This is a genomic window from Sphingomonas sp. RS2018, from assembly GCF_054489605.1.
Map to the genome: position 1 here is coordinate 130,928 of NZ_JBTMWL010000003.1, position 19,799 is coordinate 150,726.

General features: G+C 66.9%; 19 protein-coding genes and 1 tRNA gene. 9 read left to right on the plus strand and 11 right to left on the minus strand.

Features of this window, described 5'->3' with window-relative positions:
• Positions 1-41 precede the first annotated feature (41 nt).
• Positions 42-503, minus strand: coding sequence for a GNAT family N-acetyltransferase (locus ACX40P_RS09920; RefSeq protein WP_459126179.1), 462 nt, complete (start codon positions 501-503; stop codon positions 42-44).
• A gap of 131 nt (positions 504-634) precedes the next feature.
• Positions 635-2,914: an FdhF/YdeP family oxidoreductase gene (locus tag ACX40P_RS09925; protein ID WP_459126180.1), complete on the minus strand. Its 2,280-nt coding sequence runs from the start codon at positions 2,912-2,914 to the stop codon at positions 635-637.
• Positions 2,915-3,047: 133 nt separating this feature from the next.
• Between ACX40P_RS09925 and ACX40P_RS09930 the strand changes: the two genes are divergently transcribed.
• On the plus strand, positions 3,048-4,538 hold the full coding sequence (locus ACX40P_RS09930) for a UxaA family hydrolase (RefSeq protein WP_459126181.1): 1,491 nt from the start codon (positions 3,048-3,050) through the stop codon (positions 4,536-4,538).
• Between the two features lie 151 nt (positions 4,539-4,689).
• Here ACX40P_RS09930 and ACX40P_RS09935 read toward each other — a convergent pair whose 3' ends face one another.
• Positions 4,690-5,334: an arylesterase gene (locus tag ACX40P_RS09935; RefSeq protein WP_459126182.1), complete on the minus strand. Its 645-nt coding sequence runs from the start codon at positions 5,332-5,334 to the stop codon at positions 4,690-4,692.
• Positions 5,335-5,406: 72 nt separating this feature from the next.
• Here ACX40P_RS09935 and ACX40P_RS09940 point away from each other — a divergent pair, with 72 nt between their 5' ends.
• Together ACX40P_RS09940 and ACX40P_RS09945 are read left to right on the plus strand one after the other, a co-directional pair.
• The gene (locus ACX40P_RS09940) at positions 5,407-5,979 is read left to right on the plus strand and encodes a nitroreductase family protein (RefSeq protein WP_459126183.1); all 573 of its coding nucleotides are present in this window, start codon (positions 5,407-5,409) and stop codon (positions 5,977-5,979) included.
• A 40-nt stretch (positions 5,980-6,019) separates the two neighbouring features.
• Positions 6,020-6,376, plus strand: coding sequence for a GntR family transcriptional regulator (locus tag ACX40P_RS09945; RefSeq protein WP_459126184.1), 357 nt, complete (start codon positions 6,020-6,022; stop codon positions 6,374-6,376).
• A gap of 8 nt (positions 6,377-6,384) precedes the next feature.
• Here ACX40P_RS09945 and ACX40P_RS09950 read toward each other — a convergent pair whose 3' ends face one another.
• The 5 genes from ACX40P_RS09950 to ACX40P_RS09970 all read right to left on the minus strand — a co-directional run bounded on the left by ACX40P_RS09950 (position 6,385) and on the right by ACX40P_RS09970 (position 11,494).
• Positions 6,385-6,852 carry a DUF2059 domain-containing protein gene (locus ACX40P_RS09950; RefSeq protein WP_459126185.1) on the minus strand — a complete coding sequence of 156 codons (468 nt, stop codon included), beginning with the start codon at positions 6,850-6,852 and terminating at the stop codon, positions 6,385-6,387.
• The gene (locus ACX40P_RS09955; RefSeq protein WP_459126186.1) at positions 6,849-8,903 is read right to left on the minus strand and encodes a S9 family peptidase; all 2,055 of its coding nucleotides are present in this window, start codon (positions 8,901-8,903) and stop codon (positions 6,849-6,851) included. The genes ACX40P_RS09950 and ACX40P_RS09955 overlap by 4 nt, the downstream gene beginning before the upstream one ends.
• A gap of 51 nt (positions 8,904-8,954) precedes the next feature.
• Positions 8,955-9,476, minus strand: coding sequence for a CAP domain-containing protein (locus ACX40P_RS09960; RefSeq protein WP_459126187.1), 522 nt, complete (start codon positions 9,474-9,476; stop codon positions 8,955-8,957).
• A gap of 417 nt (positions 9,477-9,893) precedes the next feature.
• Positions 9,894-10,511 (minus strand): L,D-transpeptidase family protein, encoded by a 618-nt coding sequence (locus tag ACX40P_RS09965; protein ID WP_459126188.1) that lies wholly within the window; start codon positions 10,509-10,511, stop codon positions 9,894-9,896.
• A gap of 77 nt (positions 10,512-10,588) precedes the next feature.
• Positions 10,589-11,494 carry a PEP-CTERM sorting domain-containing protein gene (locus ACX40P_RS09970; RefSeq protein WP_459126189.1) on the minus strand — a complete coding sequence of 302 codons (906 nt, stop codon included), beginning with the start codon at positions 11,492-11,494 and terminating at the stop codon, positions 10,589-10,591.
• A 358-nt stretch (positions 11,495-11,852) separates the two neighbouring features.
• Here ACX40P_RS09970 and ACX40P_RS09975 point away from each other — a divergent pair, with 358 nt between their 5' ends.
• A complete protein-coding gene (locus ACX40P_RS09975; RefSeq protein WP_459126190.1) occupies positions 11,853-13,646 on the plus strand; it encodes an aminopeptidase P family protein in 1,794 nt (597 codons plus the stop codon).
• On the plus strand, positions 13,613-13,759 hold the full coding sequence (locus tag ACX40P_RS09980) for a hypothetical protein (protein ID WP_459126191.1): 147 nt from the start codon (positions 13,613-13,615) through the stop codon (positions 13,757-13,759). The genes ACX40P_RS09975 and ACX40P_RS09980 overlap by 34 nt, the downstream gene beginning before the upstream one ends.
• On the opposite strand, the gene ACX40P_RS09985 is transcribed toward ACX40P_RS09980, so the two are convergent.
• On the minus strand, positions 13,744-13,908 hold the full coding sequence (locus tag ACX40P_RS09985; RefSeq protein WP_459126668.1) for a hypothetical protein: 165 nt from the start codon (positions 13,906-13,908) through the stop codon (positions 13,744-13,746). The two genes, ACX40P_RS09980 and ACX40P_RS09985, sit on opposite strands and share 16 nt — an antisense overlap.
• Before the next feature lie 83 nt (positions 13,909-13,991).
• On the opposite strand from ACX40P_RS09985, the gene ACX40P_RS09990 reads away from it, so the two are divergent.
• Positions 13,992-14,066: transfer RNA gene (locus ACX40P_RS09990), tRNA-Thr, on the plus strand.
• Between the two features lie 51 nt (positions 14,067-14,117).
• On the opposite strand, the gene ACX40P_RS09995 is transcribed toward ACX40P_RS09990, so the two are convergent.
• A complete protein-coding gene (locus ACX40P_RS09995) occupies positions 14,118-15,326 on the minus strand; it encodes an LL-diaminopimelate aminotransferase (RefSeq protein WP_459126192.1) in 1,209 nt (402 codons plus the stop codon).
• A gap of 101 nt (positions 15,327-15,427) precedes the next feature.
• On the opposite strand from ACX40P_RS09995, the gene ACX40P_RS10000 reads away from it, so the two are divergent.
• From ACX40P_RS10000 to clpS, 3 genes are all read left to right on the plus strand, one after another.
• Positions 15,428-17,203 (plus strand): PHA/PHB synthase family protein, encoded by a 1,776-nt coding sequence (locus ACX40P_RS10000; RefSeq protein ID WP_459126193.1) that lies wholly within the window; start codon positions 15,428-15,430, stop codon positions 17,201-17,203.
• A 101-nt stretch (positions 17,204-17,304) separates the two neighbouring features.
• Positions 17,305-18,123 carry a phasin family protein gene (locus tag ACX40P_RS10005; RefSeq protein ID WP_459126194.1) on the plus strand — a complete coding sequence of 273 codons (819 nt, stop codon included), beginning with the start codon at positions 17,305-17,307 and terminating at the stop codon, positions 18,121-18,123.
• Between the two features lie 200 nt (positions 18,124-18,323).
• The gene (gene clpS, locus ACX40P_RS10010) at positions 18,324-18,668 is read left to right on the plus strand and encodes an ATP-dependent Clp protease adapter ClpS (RefSeq protein ID WP_459126195.1); all 345 of its coding nucleotides are present in this window, start codon (positions 18,324-18,326) and stop codon (positions 18,666-18,668) included.
• A 118-nt stretch (positions 18,669-18,786) separates the two neighbouring features.
• Here the strand turns inward: clpS and ACX40P_RS10015 are convergent, their stop codons facing one another.
• The gene (locus ACX40P_RS10015) at positions 18,787-19,710 is read right to left on the minus strand and encodes a PEPxxWA-CTERM sorting domain-containing protein (RefSeq protein ID WP_459126196.1); all 924 of its coding nucleotides are present in this window, start codon (positions 19,708-19,710) and stop codon (positions 18,787-18,789) included.
• Between the last annotated feature and the right edge of the window lie 89 nt (positions 19,711-19,799).

Below are 19,799 nucleotides of genomic sequence, written 5' to 3' on the forward strand. Positions count from 1 at the left end.
CTACAAACAATTGGGAAGCGAGAAAGCGGTGGCTTACGGTGCTACCCGACTGAATATACCTTTTGCACGACGCCTTCCTGCGTGCGGTAGGTTCGGAAGCCCATAGCCTCATAGTATCGGAGGCCAGAGGGATTATCGGCGCCGATATAGGCATCGATTTTCTCGAGTGCCGCTTGTTTTGCCGCCTCTCCGCTAGATCGAAAAAGCGCGCTCCCTACACCTTGCCGGTGTGCGCATGGGCTGATGTGGGTGCCGATGATTCCCCAGCCGGACGGGACGTCGTAACGATTGCCCGCTTCCGCTTTCACCAGCGACTGAAAGCCAACAACATTCCCTTCGTCGTCAACCGCTACCGTGCAACGAATACTGGCCGGGTTGGCGAGATACTGCCGGACCACGAACGCTTCGTCGTTGGGCCGCTCTCGACCTGTATTTTCGATTATCTCGCGTAGCACTCGGCTCATCGCTGCTGCATCATCGATCGACGCTATGCGGGTGTCCATCTATCCTCAACCCTCTGTCATCGGTGCAGACCTTATGCGCGGGTAGGCACAGCCTGCAAATGACCAAAGACTTCCCTTGTCGAATCGGCACACGTGATCGTCGGCATTGAGTGACGGGCAATGCCGCCCCCTCAAACCTCCACCCGTACCGGCACGCTCTTCGACGCCGGTGTCTTCGACTCCTTGTCGTGATACCAGAGCGGCACCAGCGGGTTCGCTTCCGGATAATAGGCTCCGACGCAGCCGTCGGGCAGGTCGAACGGCGTCACCTTTAGCCCCGCCACTGCGCGGCGTACGCCGTCCTCCGCATCGCCGGCCAGCGTCACCATTTGGCCCGCGCGCAATCCCTGCCGTTCGATGTCGGCGGGGTTCATCAGCACGATCATCCGCGATCCCGACAGGCCGCGCAGCCGGTCGTCGTGGCCGTAGATGGTGGTGTTAAACTGGTCGTTGGAGCGCATGGTGACGAGGTGGAAGCGCCCGTCCGCATCGCCGACGCCCGCCGCCGACAGCACGGTCGGCGTCGTGAACTCGGCCTTCTCGCTCTCCGTCTTCCACACGCGTTCGCGCGCGCTGTTGCCGCGGTAGAAGCCGCCCGGCTGCCACATCCGCTTGTTGAAGTCGTGGAACTCTTCGGGATAGGTTTCGGCGATGCAGTCGCGCACCAACGCATAGTCGCCGGTCCAGTCCGCCCAGCGCATCTGCGGGTTCGGCAGCAGCAGTGCCTGCGCCAGGCCAGCGATGATCGCCAGCTCGGACTTCAGAAGCGGCGATGCGGGCGATCGTTTGCCCCACGATCCGTGGATGTGGCTGAAGCTGTCCTCCATCGTCACCGACTGGCGCCCGCCCGCCTGCATGTCCTCCTCTGCGCGGACGAGGCAGGGGAGCAGATAGGCCTGCTTGCCCGGCACCGTATGGCTGCGATTGAGCTTGGTCGCGATCGAGACGGTCAGGTCGAGCTGGGCCCAGTCGGGCTCCAGCGCGGCGCTGTCGGGGGCGGCGCGCAGGAAATTGCCGCCGAGGCTAAGGAACGCCTTCACCGATCCGTCGCGGACGCCCTCGCACGCGGTGACCGTGGTATGCCCCTCGTCGCGCGGCGGATCGAAGGCGAACTGCTCGGCCAGCTTGTCGAGCGGCACCAGCTCGGGCTTCTCCGAAATGCCGACCGTGCGCTGGCCCTGCACGTTGCTGTGGCCGCGAACCGGGCACATGCCGGCACCCTGCCGACCGATATTGCCCTTCATCAGCATCAGGTTGACGACCATCTGGATGCTCTGCGATCCATGGACATGCTGGGTCAGGCCCATGCCGTACACCGCGATCGTGCGCTCCGCCGCGACATAGACGTCGCCCGCCGCTTCCAGATCGGCGCGTTTCAGCCCCGAGTTTCGCTCGATCTGCTCCCACGAGATCGCCAGGGCGTGATTGCGGAATTCCTCCCAACCGGTCGTATGCTGGTCGAGGAAGTCCGGGTCGAGCACGCTGGGCTTCCCCGCCGCCAGCGCTTGCGCGTCGCGCTCCAGCACGCGCTTCACCAGCCCCATCACCGCGGCGATGTCGCCGCCGGGCCGCACCTGCAGATACTGATGCGCCAGCTGCGTCGGCTGTTGCGTCAGCATCTGCAGCGGGTTCTGCGGATCGACGAAGCGAATCAACCCGACTTCCTTCACCGGATTGAACACGATGATCTTGCACCCGCGCTTCACCGCGTCCTGCAAGGGATGCAGGAAGCGTGGGCTATTGGTGCCCGGATTTTGCCCGAAATACAGGATCGCGTCGCAATGCTCGAAATCCTCGAGCACGCAGGTGCCGACCGGCGAGCCGATCACCTTCTTCAGCGCGACCGACGTCGTCTCGTGGCACATGTTCGAACTGTCGGGCAGGTTGTTGTTGCCATACGCCCGCGCCAGCAGTGCCCAGAGGTAGCTGGTCTCCAGCGACGCCTTGCCCGATGCGTAGAAGATCGCCGATTTCGGATTGAGCGGCTTCAGTGCGGCGGCGATGCCCGCGAACGCCTCGTCCCACGAACATTCGACATAGCGGTCGCTTGCCGCATCGTAGCGCAGCGGCGTGGTCAGCCGCCCGACCATTTCCAGATCATGGTCCGACCAGTCGCGCAGCTCCGTCACGCTGGTGTTCGCGAAGAACGCCGGCGTGCAGCGATCGCGCGTCAGATCCCAGATCGTCGCCTTCGCGCCGTTCTCGCAGAATTCGAACGTATGCGGATGGGCCGGCTTCCCCCAGGCGCAGGACGAACACATATAGCCGCCGGTTTTGTTCTGCACCGCCAGCGTGGCGAGCGCGCCCGGCGACGACCGTTCGCGTAGCAGCGTCTTGACCATGCCCTTGACCGAGCCGAAGCCGCCCGACGCACCGTCGTAATGAACCGTTCCGGACTTCGCTTCCGTCATCGCCTGTTCCTCGTTTCCGCGGCATGAACGCCCGAGACCGTAACCGGGCTGCGCAGGTCACGATGCATATTTCGCATGGGTTTGGCGACCGCGCGCGTTCGACAGACGGCGACCGCGGCGGTACAGCGGTGTCATGACCGAAACGTCGACCGCCGTCGCGCCGCGCGCGACCTTTCGCATCGATCCGCGCGACGATGTCGCCACCGCGCTGCGGCCGCTTGCGTCCGGCGAGACGGGGGAGGGCGTCGTGCTGCGTCAGGATATCGCGTTCGGCCACAAGTTCGCGCTGCGCGATCTGGCGGCGGGCGCGCCGGTGCTGAAGTTCGGCTATCCGATCGGCATCGCGACGCGCGCCATCGCGGCGGGCGAGCATGTCCATGTCCACAACGTCCGTACCGCGCTCGCGACCAGCGGCGCCTATCGCTACGCGCCGCTGTCGCCCGAGCCGCCCGCGCCCTCGACGCGCAGCTTCCTCGGCTATCGCCGGGCCGACGGGCGGGTGGCGACGCGCAACGAGATCTGGGTGATCCCGACCGTCGGCTGCGTCGCGCGCACCGCGCAGAAGATCGCGCAGGCCGCCGACGCGCTCCACGCCGGCACGATCGACGGGGTGCAGGCGCTGGTCCATCCCTATGGCTGTTCGCAGCTTGGCGACGACCTCGACGGCACCACCGCGATTCTCGCCGCGCTGGCGCAGCATCCCAATGCCGCGGGCGTCGTGCTGGTCGGGCTGGGTTGCGAATCGAACCAGCTCGACCGGCTGATGGCGGCGATCGACCCTTCGGCACACCCGCGCATCCGCACCGTGCGCGCGCAGACCTCGACCGACGAAGTGGCGGAGGGGCTGGCGCATGTCGCCGATCTGGTCGCGCAGGTAGGCGGTGCGGCGCGCGAACCGGTGCCGCTGTCAGACCTGGTGCTGGGCGTGAAGTGCGGCGGGTCGGACGGCTTCTCGGGCCTCACCGCCAATCCGCTGGTCGGCCGGATGAGCGATGCGGTGACGGGGGCGGGTGGCGCCGCGATCCTGACGGAGATTCCGGAAGTGTTCGGCGCCGAACAGCTGCTGATGGACCGCGCCACCAGCGAAGACGTATTCGACGGCATTGTCGCGCTGGTGAACGGCTTCAAGGGCTATTTCGTCGCGCATGGCGAGCCCGTGTCGGAGAATCCGTCGCCCGGCAACATCGCCGGCGGCATCACCACGCTGGAGGAAAAGTCGCTGGGCGCGGTGCAGAAGGCGGGGCGCGCCACCGTCACCGACGTGCGCCATTACGGCGAGCGCGTGCGCCGCACCGGCCTCACCCTGCTGGAGGCGCCGGGCAACGATGCGGTATCCTGCACCGCGTTGGCGGCGGCGGGCGCGACCGCGATCCTGTTCACCACCGGGCGCGGTACGCCGCTCGGTTTCCCGGTGCCGACGATCAAGATCGCATCGAACACCGCGCTGGCGGAGCGCAAGCCCAACTGGATCGACTTCGACGCGGGGCGCGTGCTCACCGAAGGCGACGGCGCGACCGACGCGCTGCTCGATCTGGTCACCGGCATCGCCTCGGGCAGCGCCACGAAGGCGGAGCGCAACGGCGAGCGCGAGATCGCGATCTGGAAGCGTGGGGTGACGCTGTAGGGCGCCACGTGCTCCGGCGCTGTCGGACGTGTCTACTTCCCGTTCGTGCTGAGCGCAGTCGAAGCACTTTACGGCGAGCTGCCCTTCGACTTCGCTCAGGGCGAACGGGAATTGAGCGAATGGGCCGAAACTTGTTCAACCAGCCGCAAGGCTACTCCAACCGCGCTGCCACCAGCGGCGCCACCCGCGCGGTAATACGCTCGATCCCCGCCGGCGCCGGATGCAGTCCATCCGCCAGCATCAGCCGCCGATTGCCCACCAAGCCCGCTAAAAAGAATGGATCGAGCCCGGCGTCATAGCGCCTCGCCAGATCCCGCCAGATCGGGTCGAACGCCTGCGCATACTCCGCCCCCCGCTGCGGTGCTGCGACCATGCCGGTCAGCACGATCAGGATACCGCGCCGCGTCAGCTCCGCACAGATCGAATCGAGGTTCGCGCGCGTCGTCGCCGGGTCGATGCCCAGCAGCATGTCGTTCCCGCCCAGCCCCACCAGCACCAGATCCGGCGTGCGTCCCAGCCCCCCGAGCGCCGACGCCAGCCGCGCACGGCCCCCCGCCGTCGTCTCCCCGGACACGCCGGCATTGCGCACCTCGACCGACAGGCCGCGCGCCTTCAATGCCTGTTCCAGCCGGTACGGAAACGCCTGCTGCGGCAGCACGCCATAGCCCGCGTACAGGCTGTCGCCGAACGCGACGACCAGTTTGGCCGGTGCCGCGCGCGGCGTCGGCGACGGGCCGGGGGCAGGGGCCTGCGGCGAGCAGGCGCTTAGCAACATCAGGGCCAGGATGATCCTCATGCATCCGATATCGCCGATGCCGCGTGGCGTGTCACCGCTTGCCACCCCGCGCGCCATGCTTATCTCGCGCGCATGTTCAACGACCTGTCCTCGCCCGCATCGCTCCTCGCCACCCGCCGCTCGGGCAAGCCGCGCGACATGATCGCGCCCGGCCCGACCGGTGCCGAGCTTCACGCGATCCTTTCGATCGCCGCACGGGTGCCCGACCACGGCAAACTCGCCCCGTGGCGCTTCGTCGTCGTCGGTCCGGACCGCCGCGATGCGCTGTCCGCGCTGCTGACCGACGCCTATCGCGCCGAAAAGCCCGGGGCGGGGCGGCTGGAGATTGAGGCGATGGACCAGTTCGCGCGACAGGCGCCGACGCTCGTCGTCGTGCTGTCGGCGCCGGTCGCTGGCAGCAAGATCCCGCTGTGGGAGCAGGAGCTGTCGGCGGGTGCGGCCTGCATGCAACTCCTGAACGCGGCGACCGCGCACGGCTACGTCGGCGGCTGGCTGACCGGCTGGCCCGCCTATAGCGAGGCGGTGCGCGATGCGTTCGGCGGGGCGGGGGAGCGGATCGCCGGCTTCGTCTTCATCGGCAGTCCCAGTCGCCCGCTTGACGAACGCCCGCGTCCGGAAGCGTCCGCCGTCGTACGCCAATGGTAGGGCGAATTGACGGCCCGCCGCAACACTGTATTATGTCGGCATGACAGCCCTGGAGCATGACGACAGCCCCGTTTACCTGAAGCTGCGCGCCGGCATCGCCGCCGCCATCCTGCGTGGCGACTACCGCGGCGGGGACCAGCTACCCTCCGTGCGCGCCTATGCCGCCGAACAGGGTGCGAATCCGCTGACCGTGGCGAAGGCGTATCAGAGTTTCCAAGACGACGGCTATGTCGAGGTCCGTCGCGGCGTCGGCATGTTCGTGCTGCCCGGCGCAGTCGAGCGCCTGCGCGTCGCCGAGCGCGAGCGCTTCCTTGCCGGCATGTGGCCGCGCGTGAAGGATCACATCGTGCTGCTGGGCCTGAGCGTCGAGGATTTGCTGGAGCGCGAGGGGGCCTGACGGCGAACCTACTTCGTCGGCGGACACCCCTTGCCGGTCTTCGCGCAGAACGCCTTCATCACGTCGCGTTTGAAATCCAGCGTCCCCATCGTCCGTACAGCGATCGCCATCGCGTTGGGTTCGGCGGCGCGATAGCGTTGTGCGGCACCGGTGCGGTTGAACGCGATGATCGCGCGCATGTCGTCCGCCGACAGCCCCTCGGCATAGGCGACGCCCATCATGCCGATGATCCGGTCGATCGTCGCCTTGCCCGTCGATGCGGCGATCGTGCCGAGTTGGGCCTTCTCCGCCAGCGTCAGCCCGGGCGTGTCGCGCACCATCTCATCCGTCTGCTGCCGCACCATCAGCGGTGCCAGTCGTCCGAACGTGCCGGAGGCCGCGACCTGTCGACCGAGTTCGGCCTGTTCCGCGGTCGGCACCTTCACGACCGGCAGCGGCGTGGTCGCCGCCTGCAATATCAACGCGAGCGCGATCACTTCTCCACCCCCAGCTGCCACAGCACGAACGCCATCTCCTCCGCCGCTTCCTTCAGGCTCTCCCACCGTCCCGACTTGCCGCCATGGCCCGCGCCCATGTTGGTCTTGAGCAGTAGGACGTTATCGTCGGTCTTGGTCGCGCGCAGCTTGGCCGCCCACTTCGCCGGTTCCCAATAGGTCACGCGCGGATCGTTGAGGCCACCGCTGATGAACAGCGGCGGATACGCCTGCGGCTTCACGTTATCATAGGGCGAGTAGCTGCGGATCAGCTCGAACGCCGCCTTGTCCTCGATCGGGTTGCCCCATTCGGGCCATTCGCCCGGCGTCAGCGGCAGCGTCGCGTCCAGCATCGTGTTGAGCACATCGACGAACGGCACGTCCGCCACCACCGCGCCCCACAGCTCCGGATCGGAATTGACGACGGCACCCATCAGCTCGCCGCCCGCCGATCCCCCGGCGATGGCGATGCCGCCGGCATGGGTGAAGCCGCGCTCGATCAGCCCCTTCGCCACATCGACGAAGTCGTTGAACGTGTTGGTCCGCTTCGTCAGCTTGCCGTCGTGATACCATTGCTGGCCCAGGTCATCGCCGCCGCGGATATGCGCGATCGCGAACGCCATCCCGCGGTCGAGATAGGACATGCGCGCCGCCGAGAAGCCCGGCGGGATGGCATGGCCATAGGCGCCATAGGCATAGAGATAGAGCTTGCCCGACCCGTCCTTCGGGAAGTCGCGCGGATAGACGACGGAGCAGGGCACCTCGGTCCCGTCGCGCGCGACGATCTTCAGCCGCTCGGTCGCATATTTCGTCCCGTCATAGCCGCTCGGAATCGTCTGCACCTTGCGTACGGTCAGCGCGTCGCCCGCCACGTCATAGTCGTAGACGGTGCCCGGCGTGACCATCGACTGATAGCTGAGCCGCAGCGTCTCGACCGCCCATTCGGGATTGTCGCCGAGGCCGGTGACATAGCTTGCCTCGGGAAAGGCGATGCGGCGATGTGGGCGGCCGTCGTAATAACGGATCTCGATCTGATCGAGCCCGTCCTCGCGCCCCTCCACCACGAAGAAATCGGCGAAGGTGGCGACGCCGGTCATGTAGAATTTCGGCGAGGCTGCGATCCGCTCGGTCCATTCGCCCGGCCGCGCGATGGGGGCGGTGACCAGGCGCCACATCGGGTCGGTGTCGTTGGTGTGGATGAACAGCGTGCCGTCATGCTCGTCCACGTCATACTCGCGGCCCGACTGGCGCGGCGCGACGAGGATCGGCTCGGCGAAGACGTTGTCGGCGGGCAGCAGCCGCACCTCGCTCGTCACATGGTCGCCGGTCGCGATGACGATCCATTTGCGCGACGACGTCTCGCCGACCGACACGCGGTAGCCCTCGTCATCCTCGTGATACAGTTCGACGTCCTCGGCCGGATCGGTGCCGAGCCGGTGATAGCGCGCATTGTCCGTGCGCCACTGTTCGTTGGCGAGGCCGTAGAGGAAGCCCGCGTCGTCGCCGCTCCAGACGATGTCGCTCAGGATACCGGGGATGACGTCGGGCAGCAGCTCTCCCGTCGTCAGATCCTTCACCCGCACCTCGAACCGCTCCGACCCGTCGGTGTCGGTGGCATAGGCCATCAGCCGGCCGTCGTTGCTGACCGACAGCCCGCCCAGGCGGAAATAGTCCTTGCCCTTGGCGAGCGCCGGCTCGTCGAGGATCAGCTGATCGTCACCGCCGGCAACGGGCTTCCGCCACCACCGCCGATATTCGCCCCCGGTTTCGAAATCCGACCAGTAGATCCAGTCGCCATCCTTCTGGGGGACGGTGGCGTCGTCCTCCTTGATCCGCCCGCGCATCTCGGCGAACAGCGTGTCGGTCAGCGGCTTCAGCGGCGCCATTACGCCGTCGAAGTAAGCGTTCTCCGCCTCCAGATAGTCGAGCACCGCGCGGTCCTCGACCTTGGGGTAGCCCGCATCGCGCAGCCACGCCCAGTCGTCGGACAGGTCGATGCCGTGATGCGTGGTGGTGGAGGGGCGGCGGGCGGCGACGGGCGGGGTCAGGGTCATGCCGCGGCTCTAGCCGCCCGGCGTACGATCAGTCGAGAGCGGCCTGAAGGGTCAGAACGGGATCTGGCCGCGATAATTGCCCGCATTGCTGTACCGGCAGACCAGATAATCGTCCGTGCGCCCCGTCACCGTCGCGCAGCCGACCGCCTGCGTCTCGCGCCACATCAGCTGCGTATAGTGTCCGACGTCGCCGACCCGTCCGGTGGTGCTGTTGTTTGGAAAGATGCCGGACCGGAAATACTTCTTCTCGCGCACCCAGGCGTCGATCTGGCGCTCCAGCCCGTAATAGCCGCGCGTTCCCGCCCACAGATTCTCGCCCTGGGGTTTACGCGATTCGGGCGCATGCTCGAACGCATCGGTCGCGGCCAGGTGGTTCGCCCACGCTTTGGCGGACTCGGCCAGCGCCGGATCCCAGCGCAGCGGCGCGAGATCGGCGGTCGCCCGCTCCTTGTTGTGCGCGGCGAGGATGCGGATCTCGTACATCCCGTCCACGCCATTCGCACCGGTCAGCAGCGGTGCCGACAGCAGCGCACCCAGCGTCACCAGCCATTGCTTTGCGTTTCCGATCGTCACGACATACGCCTCACTCATCGGGGAGTGGGCACTATGGCAGCGGCAGGTTTTTGCCGGGTTCACGGCAAGGGTTAGCCGGGAGGTAACTCTAAATTGCCGGTTTTCAGAACGTTATGACGCCGACGTGCCCCGGCGAAAGCCGGGGCACTGTTCCAACGGGCTGCCTGATTGCGGAAAGCGCCCGCACCTGAAACCGGGCCTTCGCCGGGGAATGGGGCGCATAGTGACACTTGCCGTGCTCCCGCGCGGGGGTAGCCCAGCGTTACGGGCGATCGTATCGGTGACGAAGAGCGTCGACAGGTCCGCTAACCCGCTCGCCCTAATCGAAGTCGAAGGGCATTTCCGCGAAGTGCTTGCTGAAGCGCACGGCTCAACCGGCTTCAATGGTCTTTGAGCGGCGCGGATACTCGCACCGCCTCACGTCGCCGGCAGGATCGCCACCAGATCGCCGCGCTGTACCTGATCGAACAGCTTCTGCGCGAACGCGATCGGCACGCCGATGCAGCCGTGCGTCGCAGATCCGCGGCGCACCGCGCTCGCATGCACGGCGACGCCGTCGCCGGTCAGCCGCAGCATATAGGGCATCTCCGCATCATAGAGCGACGAGCGGTGCTGCGCGGCCTTCTGCAGGATCGGAAAGACGCCGCTCGGCGTCGGCTTGCCGTCCGTGCCGAACAGGATGACGGCCGAACCGATCTCGTGCCCGTCGCGGAACACCGACAGCATCTGCCGCGCCAGATCGACGCGCACCCACACGGGGCCGCGGTCGACGCCGGCTTCATCCCACAGATAGTCGCCGAAGTTCAGCTTGCGCGTGACGTTCAACACGCTGTGGACGGTCCGGGTCTGACCGTCGGGCAGGGTCAGTACCGGCTCGTCGGTCGCCGGATAGACGATGCGCGTGCCGGTGACGGGCGCAGGGATGACGACCGGGGGCGGGGGCGGTACGCGGCGATCCTCGCCGATCCAGCGTGCGCCGAAGAATGCGGCGACACACAGCAACGCGCTCAGAACGACATAACCGGCGACACGCATCGCGCCTCAAACTCCTGCGGATCGCGACCGATCGACCGGCAGATTGCTCCCGCCGGCGATCATGTCAACGACTGCGGTCAGGCCTTGGGCGCAAGGCTCTTGCCGGCACCGGTCAGGCGTCGGCGGATGGTATAGCCGATCGCGAAGAAGCCGATCAGCATCGACAGCCACGTCGCCGGCTCGGGGATCGCGCCGACCGGAGTCGGTGTCACGATCGGGGTCGGGATCGGCGTCGGGAAATCGGTCGGGAACGGCGTCGGCGTCACCACGGGCGTCGGGGTCGGCGTCGGTGTGGGGACCGGCGTCGGCGTGGAGGTCGGCACCGGAGTCGGCGTTGCCGTCGGCACCGGGGTCGGGGCGACGGTCGGCACCGGAGTCGGCGTGGCCGTCGGAACCGGGGTCGGCGTCGCGGTAGGCACCGGCGTCGGGGTCGCCGTGGGCGCCGGCGTCGGCGTCGCGGTCGGCGCAGGCGTTGGGGTTGCGGTCGGCACCGGGGTTGGCGTGGCCGACGCGATCGGGGTCGGGGTTGGCGTCGGCGTGACGTCGCCACCGCCACCACCGCCGCCGCCGATCACGAAACCGGGCGTGAACGGATTGGAAGGGACGATGCCCAGCACCGGGTTGCTCGGCTGCGGTCCGGGGCCGACGTCGGTCGGTCCCGCTACCGCGCCGGGGATGCCGGCGAATTCGGGAGCGGCCGGATAGATGATGTTGCCGTCGATCGGCGATTCCGGCGTGCGGACCGTCGACAGCACGCGCTCGCTCGGTCCACCCTTGCCCGCGGCACGCGGTGCGCGCGGATTGCCCTTGGCGAGCTTCGTCTGGGTCAATGCGCCTGCCGCGCGCTCACCGGGCGAACGCTCGCCCAGGATCGACAGCGGATGACGCAGCGCGGCCGCCACGGCGGCGCCGGCCTGGCTCAACTGGGGCACCGTCAGCATGCCGGCGGCACCCGCACCGGCGACGAGCACGGGCAGGATCATCAGACGGCTCTTGCCCGAAGACAGGAAGGTCCCCTTGGCTGGCCTCTTCGCGGATGACATTTTTTCCCCCATGATCTTGGTAACCGCGTTATTCCTCAAAAGTTGCATGGATATTCGCCGTCAACTGTGTTTCTTTTACGGTCGAACGCCAAAACGTCGTCGGAAATGCGACGAAGCGAGAGCATCGGTGCTCCCCGTTTTGACGCTCGTTTCGAAATCGCACGTCGCTTTAAGCATTACGCGGCTGTGGGGCCGGCGCCTTTATAGCGCCCGACTTCGTTAATATTGCATTGAGCGTTCGCGCGGGAGCCGGCAGTCGCGCTTCCTAAGCCCGTCACCGCCGGTTTATAGGGGGCGGATGACCGATCATTCCGCCCGCCTGGCCTCGCTGCGCGCCGAACTTGCCCGCAGCGGCCTCGACGGCTTCGTCGTCCCGCTGACCGACGAACATATGTCCGAATATGTCGGCAGCTATGCGCGCCGGCTGGAATGGCTGACCGGGTTCCAGGGCTCGGCCGGCAGCGCCGCGGTGCTCGCGGACCGCGCCGGCATCTTTACTGATGGCCGCTACACGCTGCAGGTGCGCCAGCAGGTGTCGGGCGACGACTATGCCTATGTCGATGTGCCGGCCACCACGATCGAAGACTGGCTGTCCGCCAATGCCGCCGCCGGCGCGCGCATCGGCTACGACCCGTGGCTCCATACCCGCGCCTGGGTCGAGGATACGCGGGCGAAACTCGACGCGATCGACGCGACGCTGGTCGCGGTGCCGGCGAACCCGGTCGATGCGGTGTGGCACGACCGGCCGCAGCCCTCGCTCGCCACGCTCGCGGTGCAGCCGGACGAGGTCACCGGCCGCGCGTCGGCCGCGAAGCGTGCCGACATTGCCGACTGGCTGGGCGGGCAGGGCGCGGACGCGACCGTGATCGCCGCGCTCGATTCGATCGCGTGGACCTTCAACGTCCGCGGCACCGACGTCGCGCACACGCCGGTCGGCCTCGCCTTCGCGCTGGTGCATGCCGACGGCACCGCCGACCTGTTCGTCGCGCCCGAGAAGATGTCGGATGCGGTCGCGCAGCATCTCGGCAACGCCGTGCGCGTCCATGACCGGACGGATTTCGCCGACGCGCTGCGGACGCTGTCGGGCAAGCGCGTCGCGGTCGATCCCGAACGCTCGGTCGCCGCGATCTTCGCCGCGCTGGAGGAGGGTGGCGCCGCGATCGTCGCGACGCGCGACCCGACCGTGCTGCCCCGCGCGATCAAGAACGCGGCGGAAATGACCGGCCACCGCGCCGCCCAGCTTCGCGACGGTGCGGTAATGGCGCGCTTCCTGCGCTGGGTGGCCGGGGAGGCGCCGAAGGGCGGCCTGACCGAGATCGCCGCTTCCGATCACCTCGAAAGCCTGCGCCGCGCCGCGGGCGCCGTCGACCTCTCGTTCGACACCATCTCCGCCACCGGCGCGCACGGCGCCAGCCCGCACTACAAGGCCGATGCGGCATCGAACGCGACGATCACGCCGGGTGAGCTCTACCTGATCGATTCGGGCGGCCAGTGGCCCGACGGCACCACCGACATCACCCGCGTCCTGCCCATCGGTCCGCCGACGCCCGAAATGCGCGACCGCTTCACCCGCGTGTTGAAGGGGCATATCGCCATCGCCACTGCGATCTTCCCGGACGGCACGGCCGGCGGCCAGATCGATTCCTTCGCCCGCCGCCCGCTGTGGGAGGCCGGTCTCGACTTCGCGCACGGCGTCGGTCACGGCGTCGGCGCCTATCTGTCGGTGCATGAAGGGCCGCAGCGGATCGCCAAGTTCAACTATGGCGGCTCCGGCCCCGCCGAACCCTTGCGTGCCGGCATGCTGCTTTCGAACGAGCCCGGCTATTACAAGGCGGGCGAATACGGCATCCGCATCGAGAACCTCGTACTGGTCGTCCCGCGCGCGATTCCGGGCGGAACCGAGCCGATGCTGGGTTTCGAGACGCTCACCTTCACCCCGATCGAACGCGACCTGATCGACGCTACCCTATTGACGCCAAACGAAATCGGGTGGCTCAATGCGTACCACGCCGAGGTCGTCGAAAAGATCGGCCCGGCGCTCGATGGAGAGGACCGGACATGGTTGATCGGGAAGTGCGCACCTATCGCTTAGGCGAATCGCTGATGCACTGCGGCGCGGTGATCGCGGCGGTTGTGATCGTGTATCTGATCGGCGGCGTCATCGGCGATGGCGCCGTCGCCGCGACCCGCTACTTCGGCGGCTGATCCGCGCCATCCTCAGTGACGGGCGCACCGGCATCGCCTGCAGCATCGGCGCCCACCGCGTCCGCCCCGGCCCGCGCCTGCGCCTTGCGCCGCCGCAGGTTTGCCCGCAGCGCCTCGGCCAGTCGGGCCTGTTTATCGTCCTTTGCCATGGCGAAGCGCATAAACCCGTCGCTCTCGCCTTGACAATCATCCGACGATCCGCTCTTGAGCCGCCTCCCGCCAACAGGCGAGTGCTGCCGTAGCTCAGTGGTAGAGCGCATCCTTGGTAAGGCTGAGGTCGTGAGTTCAATCCTCACCGGCAGCACCATTTTCTTCCCGGCGTTAGCGGGGGCCGGCCGCAACGCCGGCCCGCCGCCGATCACCCCGCTGCCTTCGCGCCCGCGTTGACCCCCATGCTCGCCAGATACTTCTTCACGTTGCGTGCCGCCTGGCGCAGCCGCTGTTCGTTCTCGACCAGCGCGATGCGGACATAGCCTTCGCCGTCCTCGCCGTAGCCGACGCCCGGTGCCACCGCGACCTTGGCATGGGTCAGCAGCTGCTTGGAAAATTCGAGACTCCCCATGTCCTTCAGCGCCGGGGGCAGGGGGGCCCAGGCGAACATCGACGCCTTGGGCGCCGGTATGTCCCATCCGGCGCGCGCGAAGCTTTCGACCAGCACGTCGCGGCGCTTGTGATAGAGTTCGCGGTTCTTCGCCACAATGTCCTGCGGGCCGTTCAGCGCCGCGCACGCCGCCGCCTGGATCGGCGTGAACGCACCGTAATCGAGATACGACTTCACCCGCGTCAGCGCCGCGATCAGCTTCGGGTTGCCCACCGCGAAGCCGATCCGCCAGCCCGCCATCGAATAGGTCTTGCTGAGCGAGGTGAACTCCACCGCCACGTCCTTCGCGCCCGGCACCTGCAGGATCGAGGGCGTCGGATTGCCGTCGTAATAGAGCTCGGAATAGGCGAGGTCGCTGAGCACCCAGACCTTGTTCTCCTTCGCCCAGGCGACGAGCCGTTCGTAGAAGGCGAGATCGACCGTCTCGGCGGTCGGATTGGACGGATAGCCGACCACCAGCACGCTCGGGCGCGGCACCGTGAAGGCCATTGCGCGGTCCAGCGCTTCCCAATATTTCTCGTCCGGCGTCGTCGGCACGCTGCGCACCGTGGCGCCGGCGATGATGAAGCCGAACATGTGGATCGGATAGGACGGGTTGGGCGCCAGGATGACGTCGCCCGGCGCGGTGATCGCGGTGGCGAGGCTGGCCAGCCCTTCCTTCGATCCCATCGTCACCACGACCTCTGTCTCGGGGTCGAGATCGACGCCGAAACGGCGGCCGTAATAGTTCGCCTGCGCGCGGCGCAGTCCCGGAATCCCTTTCGACTGCGAATAGCCGTGCGCGTCGGGCTTCATCGCGACTTCGCACAATTTGTCGAGCACATGCTGCGGCGGCGGCAGGTCGGGATTGCCCATGCCGAGATCGATGATGTCCTCACCCGCCGCGCGCGCGCCGGCCCGCATCGCGTTCACTTCGGCGATGACATAGGGTGGCAGGCGCTTGATGCGGTAGAAATCGTCGGACATCGGTCTCCCTTTCGGATGCGCCTCCTTAGCCGACGCGGGGTCGCACGGGAATGACGCGCTGCGCTTTTGGCGCTAGAGGGAGCGTAACGGAAGAGGATGCGATGACGGAAACCACCCCGCCGACCCCGAGTCTCGCCGATATGCAGCACTGGACATGGGTGCTGGGCCGCGCGCAGCAGCTGATGATGGAAGCGGGCATGGAGGCGGCGAAACAGGCGCCGCCCGCCGCCGCGCCGTTCGGGTCCGCGTTTCCGGCCCCGTCCTTCACCCCCCCGTCCTTTTCCGGTGTGCCAGACACCGCCGCGCTGATGCAGGCGTCGGCGGATTTCTGGGGCGACACGATGAAGCTGTGGCAGCGTTTCCTCGATCCCGCCCATGCCCAGCCGTTCGACGAGACGCCCGAACAGGCGCGCGATCGCCGGTTCAAGGCGCCCGAGTGGCGCGAGCAGCCGGTGTTCGACTTCATCCGCCAGAGCTATCTGACGATCGCCGACCATCTGCTGAAGGGTGTGGACGCGATCGAGGGCATCGATCCCGCCCAGCGCGAGCGGCTGCGCTTCGCCACGCGCGGTTTCGTCGATGCGATGAGCCCGAGCAACTTCCCCGCCACCAACCCGCAGGTGCTGAACCGCATCGTCGAGACGAAGGGGGAAAGCCTGCTCAAGGGGCTGGAGAACATGGTCGCCGACGTTCGCCGCGGCCAGCTGACCCACACCGACACGCAGGCGTTCGAGATCGGCCGCAACATAGCGACCACGCCGGGCAAGGTCGTCCACCGCACGCGCCTGTACGAACTGATCCACTATGCGCCGACGACGAAGCGCGTGCTGAAGACGCCGCTCGTCATTTTCCCGCCGTGGATCAATCGCTTCTACATCCTCGACCTGACGCGCGAGAAGAGCTTCATCGCCTGGGCGGTGGATCAGGGGCTGAGCGTGTTCGTCGTATCGTGGAAGTCCGCCGACGCCTCGCTCGCCGACGTGCAGTGGGACGATTACGTCGCCGCGCAGCTCGAAGCGATCGACACGATCCGGGACGTGCTCGACGTGCCGTCGGTCCACACCATCGGCTATTGCGTCGCGGGCACCACGCTTGCCGCGACGCTCGCGGTGCTGGCGGCGCGGGGCGAGGCGGAGAAGGCGGCCAGCGCCACCTTCTTCACCGCGCAGGTCGATTTCAGCGCAGCGGGCGAACTGCAGCATTTCGTCGATGACGAACAACTGGGCTTCATCCGCTCGCTGGCGACCGATGGTTATCTCGACGGGCGCTACATGGCGGTCACGTTCAACCTGCTGCGCGGGCGCGACCTGATCTGGAACTACGTCAGCAACAATTATCTGATGGGGCAGGATTATGTGCCCTTCGACCTGCTGCACTGGAACGGCGACGTCACCAACCTGCCGGCCGAATGGCACCAGAGCTATCTGACCGATCTCTACCGCGACAATCGGCTGGCGGTGCCCGGATCGCTTAGCGTGCTGGGCGTGCCGCTCGACCTCACCAAGGTGCAGACGCCGTCCTACGTTCAGGCGGGGCGCGAGGATCATATCGCTCCGGCCGAAAGCGTGTGGAAGATTACCGACCATTTCGCCGGCACGTTGCGCTTCGTGCTGGCCGGATCGGGTCATATCGCCGGCGTCGTCAACCCGCCGGCCGCGGGCAAATACCAGTATTGGACGAACGAATCGCCCGCCGCGACGCTCGCCGATTTCGTCGCCGGCGCGACCGAGACGAAGGGCAGCTGGTGGCCCGACTGGATCGACTGGATCCGTGCCTTGGGCGGCGATGACGTAGCGGCAAAGGGCGCGCGCATACCGGGGAAGGGCGCGCTGAAGGCGCTGGCCGAGGCACCGGGTGACTATGTCCGCACCCGCTAGGCCGTCCGAATTATGAGGGACATATTGCACTGCACAATAATGCTTGCAATCTGAGTTAATCTGCCTATTTGCTGCACCGCAACAATTGGATGGTGCTCAACATGGCAAAGCCCGTAAAGAACGCCGGCGTCCGTCGCCCGGCATCGACGAAATCGGCGCCGCAGGGCTTCGCGAAGGTCGACGCGATCGCCGAGCAGGCGGCGGACGATGCAGCAGCCGAACCGGCTTCGGCCGGTGTCGCTGCCACCGCGTCGATTCCCGCGATCCTCGCCGCGCCTGCCGACAAGGCGGCCAGCACGCCCGTCGCCACCGCCGCAGCGCCGCTGGCGCAGTCGGCAGCGCCCGTCGTCGAGGCGGCGGCCCCCGTCGTCGAAGCGACGGCAACCCAGATTGAGACGGTCGCGGACACAGTGTCCGAAACCGTCCAGCAGACGGCAGACGCCGTCGACACCGCGACCGAGACGGTCGCTTCCACCGCACAGAAGGATGTGACTCTCATGGCAACCGCTTTCGAATCGCCCAAGGCGCTGAACGACTTCAACGACCGCGCCAAGGGCGCGCTGGAAAAGGGCGGCAAGGTCGTCGCCGACATGGGCGAATTCGCCAAGGGCAACGTCGAGGCGCTGGTCGAATCGACCCGTATCGCCGCCAAGGGCTTCGAGACCATGGGTCAGGACGCCGCCGAATACACGCGCACCTCGTTCGAGGGCATGACCGCCAACCTGCGCACGCTGGCGTCGGTCAAGTCGCCGACCGAGTTCTTCAAGCTGCAGAACGACTACATGCGTTCGGCCTTCGACCAGATGGTCCAGCAGACCTCGAAGTCGACCGAAGCGTTCATGAAGCTGGCCGGCGACGCTGCCCAGCCGCTGTCGAGCCGCATGGCCGTCGCCGTCGAGAAGGTGAAGACGGCCGCGTAAGCGACATCATGGTTTGACGGTCGCGGCGCGTGAAGGGGCGCGCGGCGATCGTCACGCAAGGGCAGGGGCGGTCGCGCGAAGTATGCGCGGCCGCCCCTTTCTGGTGTCGATACCTTCATGTCGATAGCGTACGCATTTGCGCGATCCGTCCCGTTCCACTTGCCCCGCCCGGCGGCTGCGCATATTTTGGCGGCGTGACGATGCCATTCCCCCCCCGATCCGGTGACGACCACCGCGACGACGACGACAATCAGTCGCTCGGCGTCGCCACCCGCACCCGCGCGAAGACGAAGCAACCCACGCCCTACCGCGTGCTGATGCTGAACGACGATTACACGCCGATGGAATTCGTCGTCCTGTGCCTCCAGCGCTTCTTCCGCATGACGACCGAGGAAGCGACGCAGGTGATGCTCCACGTTCACCAGAAGGGCGTCGGCGTCTGCGGCACCTTCAGTTACGAGGTTGCGGAAACGAAGGTCGGCCAGGTCATGGACTTCGCCCGCCAGAACCAGCACCCGCTGCAATGCACGCTGGAGAAGGCGTGAGAGGTTAGCCGGGCAAGCCGACGCTGCCACGCGCCACGCACATCCTGTTCAAAAATGCAGAAAGCCGCCGGTCTTATCGACCGGCGGCTTTCCTCGTTTCGCAATGCTGCGTGGTGCTTCAGGCGAAGGTCACCCGCGCGGCCTTGCGGCGCCGCAGCGCGAAGCCCATCGCGCCGAAGCCCATCATCATCATCGCCCACGTCGCCGGCTCCGGCACCGCGGCCGTCTGCGCGACTTCGAAGTTCGATGCGACCGAACGGTTGGCGAAATTGACGTTCACGTTATCGACCGCGCCATAGAAGCTGCCGGTCCACCCCGAACCGATGCCGATCTCGAGGCCAGTGACGCTCAGCGTCGAATTGCCGTTGTCGGCGATCCACTGCGCCAGCGTCTTCTGGCCGCCATTGGCATCCGCGAACGTCGGGCCGAGCGAACCGTTAGTCGCCCAGAAGATGCCGCTGTTCAGATTGGCGGTCAGCGTCGTCCAGGTGTCGACGGCCGCAGTCGTCTGCTGCTGATAGACGTTCTCCAGAACCAGCGAGCCGGCGAACACGCCGTTCTTCTGCATATTCAGACGCAGCACCGGAGCGAAGTTCGGATCGGTGTTCGACGCGCTGCTGCGGAAATAGTCGAACGACATGCTGCTCAGGCTGCTGAGCGCCACGGGCGCCAGCGCGGTGGCCGAACCGAAGTTATAGACCAGGTCGGCCTTGCCGGTGTCGTTCTGCGTCGCGTTGAAATACGCCGAACCGTTGCCGCTGCGGGCATAGTCGGTGGTGATGCCCACGACCGATCCGGCGCCGACATTGGCCTGATACCAGGCGTTGAGGACGGGCGTGCCCTGCGCACGGTTGGCGCCGCTGTTCGGGCCCGGACCGGTGACAGTGGTGCGCGTGCCCGTCGCGTTGGTGGTCGTCGTCGCGGTGCTCGTACCGAACGTGCCGTTCACATTCTGCAGGCTGGTGTTCAGCACGGTCTGTGCCGATGCGGCCGTGCCGGTCATCGCAATGGCAGCGGCGATCGCAATATAGGACGTCTTCATTCCTGGCTCCTCTCGATAGCTGGGAACCATGAACTCAACTGTCCGGCTCCCCCCTAAGTGTTCGTTAACAGGACGTTCATGAGAGTCAA

Coding starts and splice junctions, on each gene's coding strand:
- ACX40P_RS09920 (WP_459126179.1), bottom strand. CDS start 503: ATGGACACCCGCATAGCGTCGATCGATGATGCAGCAGCGATGAGCCGA.
- ACX40P_RS09925 (WP_459126180.1), bottom strand. CDS start 2,914: ATGACGGAAGCGAAGTCCGGAACGGTTCATTACGACGGTGCGTCGGGC.
- ACX40P_RS09930 (WP_459126181.1), top strand. CDS start 3,048: ATGACCGAAACGTCGACCGCCGTCGCGCCGCGCGCGACCTTTCGCATC.
- ACX40P_RS09935 (WP_459126182.1), bottom strand. CDS start 5,334: ATGAGGATCATCCTGGCCCTGATGTTGCTAAGCGCCTGCTCGCCGCAG.
- ACX40P_RS09940 (WP_459126183.1), top strand. CDS start 5,407: ATGTTCAACGACCTGTCCTCGCCCGCATCGCTCCTCGCCACCCGCCGC.
- ACX40P_RS09945 (WP_459126184.1), top strand. CDS start 6,020: ATGACAGCCCTGGAGCATGACGACAGCCCCGTTTACCTGAAGCTGCGC.
- ACX40P_RS09955 (WP_459126186.1), bottom strand. CDS start 8,903: ATGACCCTGACCCCGCCCGTCGCCGCCCGCCGCCCCTCCACCACCACG.
- ACX40P_RS09965 (WP_459126188.1), bottom strand. CDS start 10,511: ATGCGTGTCGCCGGTTATGTCGTTCTGAGCGCGTTGCTGTGTGTCGCC.
- ACX40P_RS09970 (WP_459126189.1), bottom strand. CDS start 11,494: ATGATCCTGCCCGTGCTCGTCGCCGGTGCGGGTGCCGCCGGCATGCTG.
- ACX40P_RS09975 (WP_459126190.1), top strand. CDS start 11,853: ATGACCGATCATTCCGCCCGCCTGGCCTCGCTGCGCGCCGAACTTGCC.
- ACX40P_RS09980 (WP_459126191.1), top strand. CDS start 13,613: ATGGTTGATCGGGAAGTGCGCACCTATCGCTTAGGCGAATCGCTGATG.
- ACX40P_RS09985 (WP_459126668.1), bottom strand. CDS start 13,908: ATGGCAAAGGACGATAAACAGGCCCGACTGGCCGAGGCGCTGCGGGCA.
- ACX40P_RS09995 (WP_459126192.1), bottom strand. CDS start 15,326: ATGTCCGACGATTTCTACCGCATCAAGCGCCTGCCACCCTATGTCATC.
- ACX40P_RS10000 (WP_459126193.1), top strand. CDS start 15,428: ATGACGGAAACCACCCCGCCGACCCCGAGTCTCGCCGATATGCAGCAC.
- ACX40P_RS10005 (WP_459126194.1), top strand. CDS start 17,305: ATGGCAAAGCCCGTAAAGAACGCCGGCGTCCGTCGCCCGGCATCGACG.
- clpS (WP_459126195.1), top strand. CDS start 18,324: ATGCCATTCCCCCCCCGATCCGGTGACGACCACCGCGACGACGACGAC.
- ACX40P_RS10015 (WP_459126196.1), bottom strand. CDS start 19,710: ATGAAGACGTCCTATATTGCGATCGCCGCTGCCATTGCGATGACCGGC.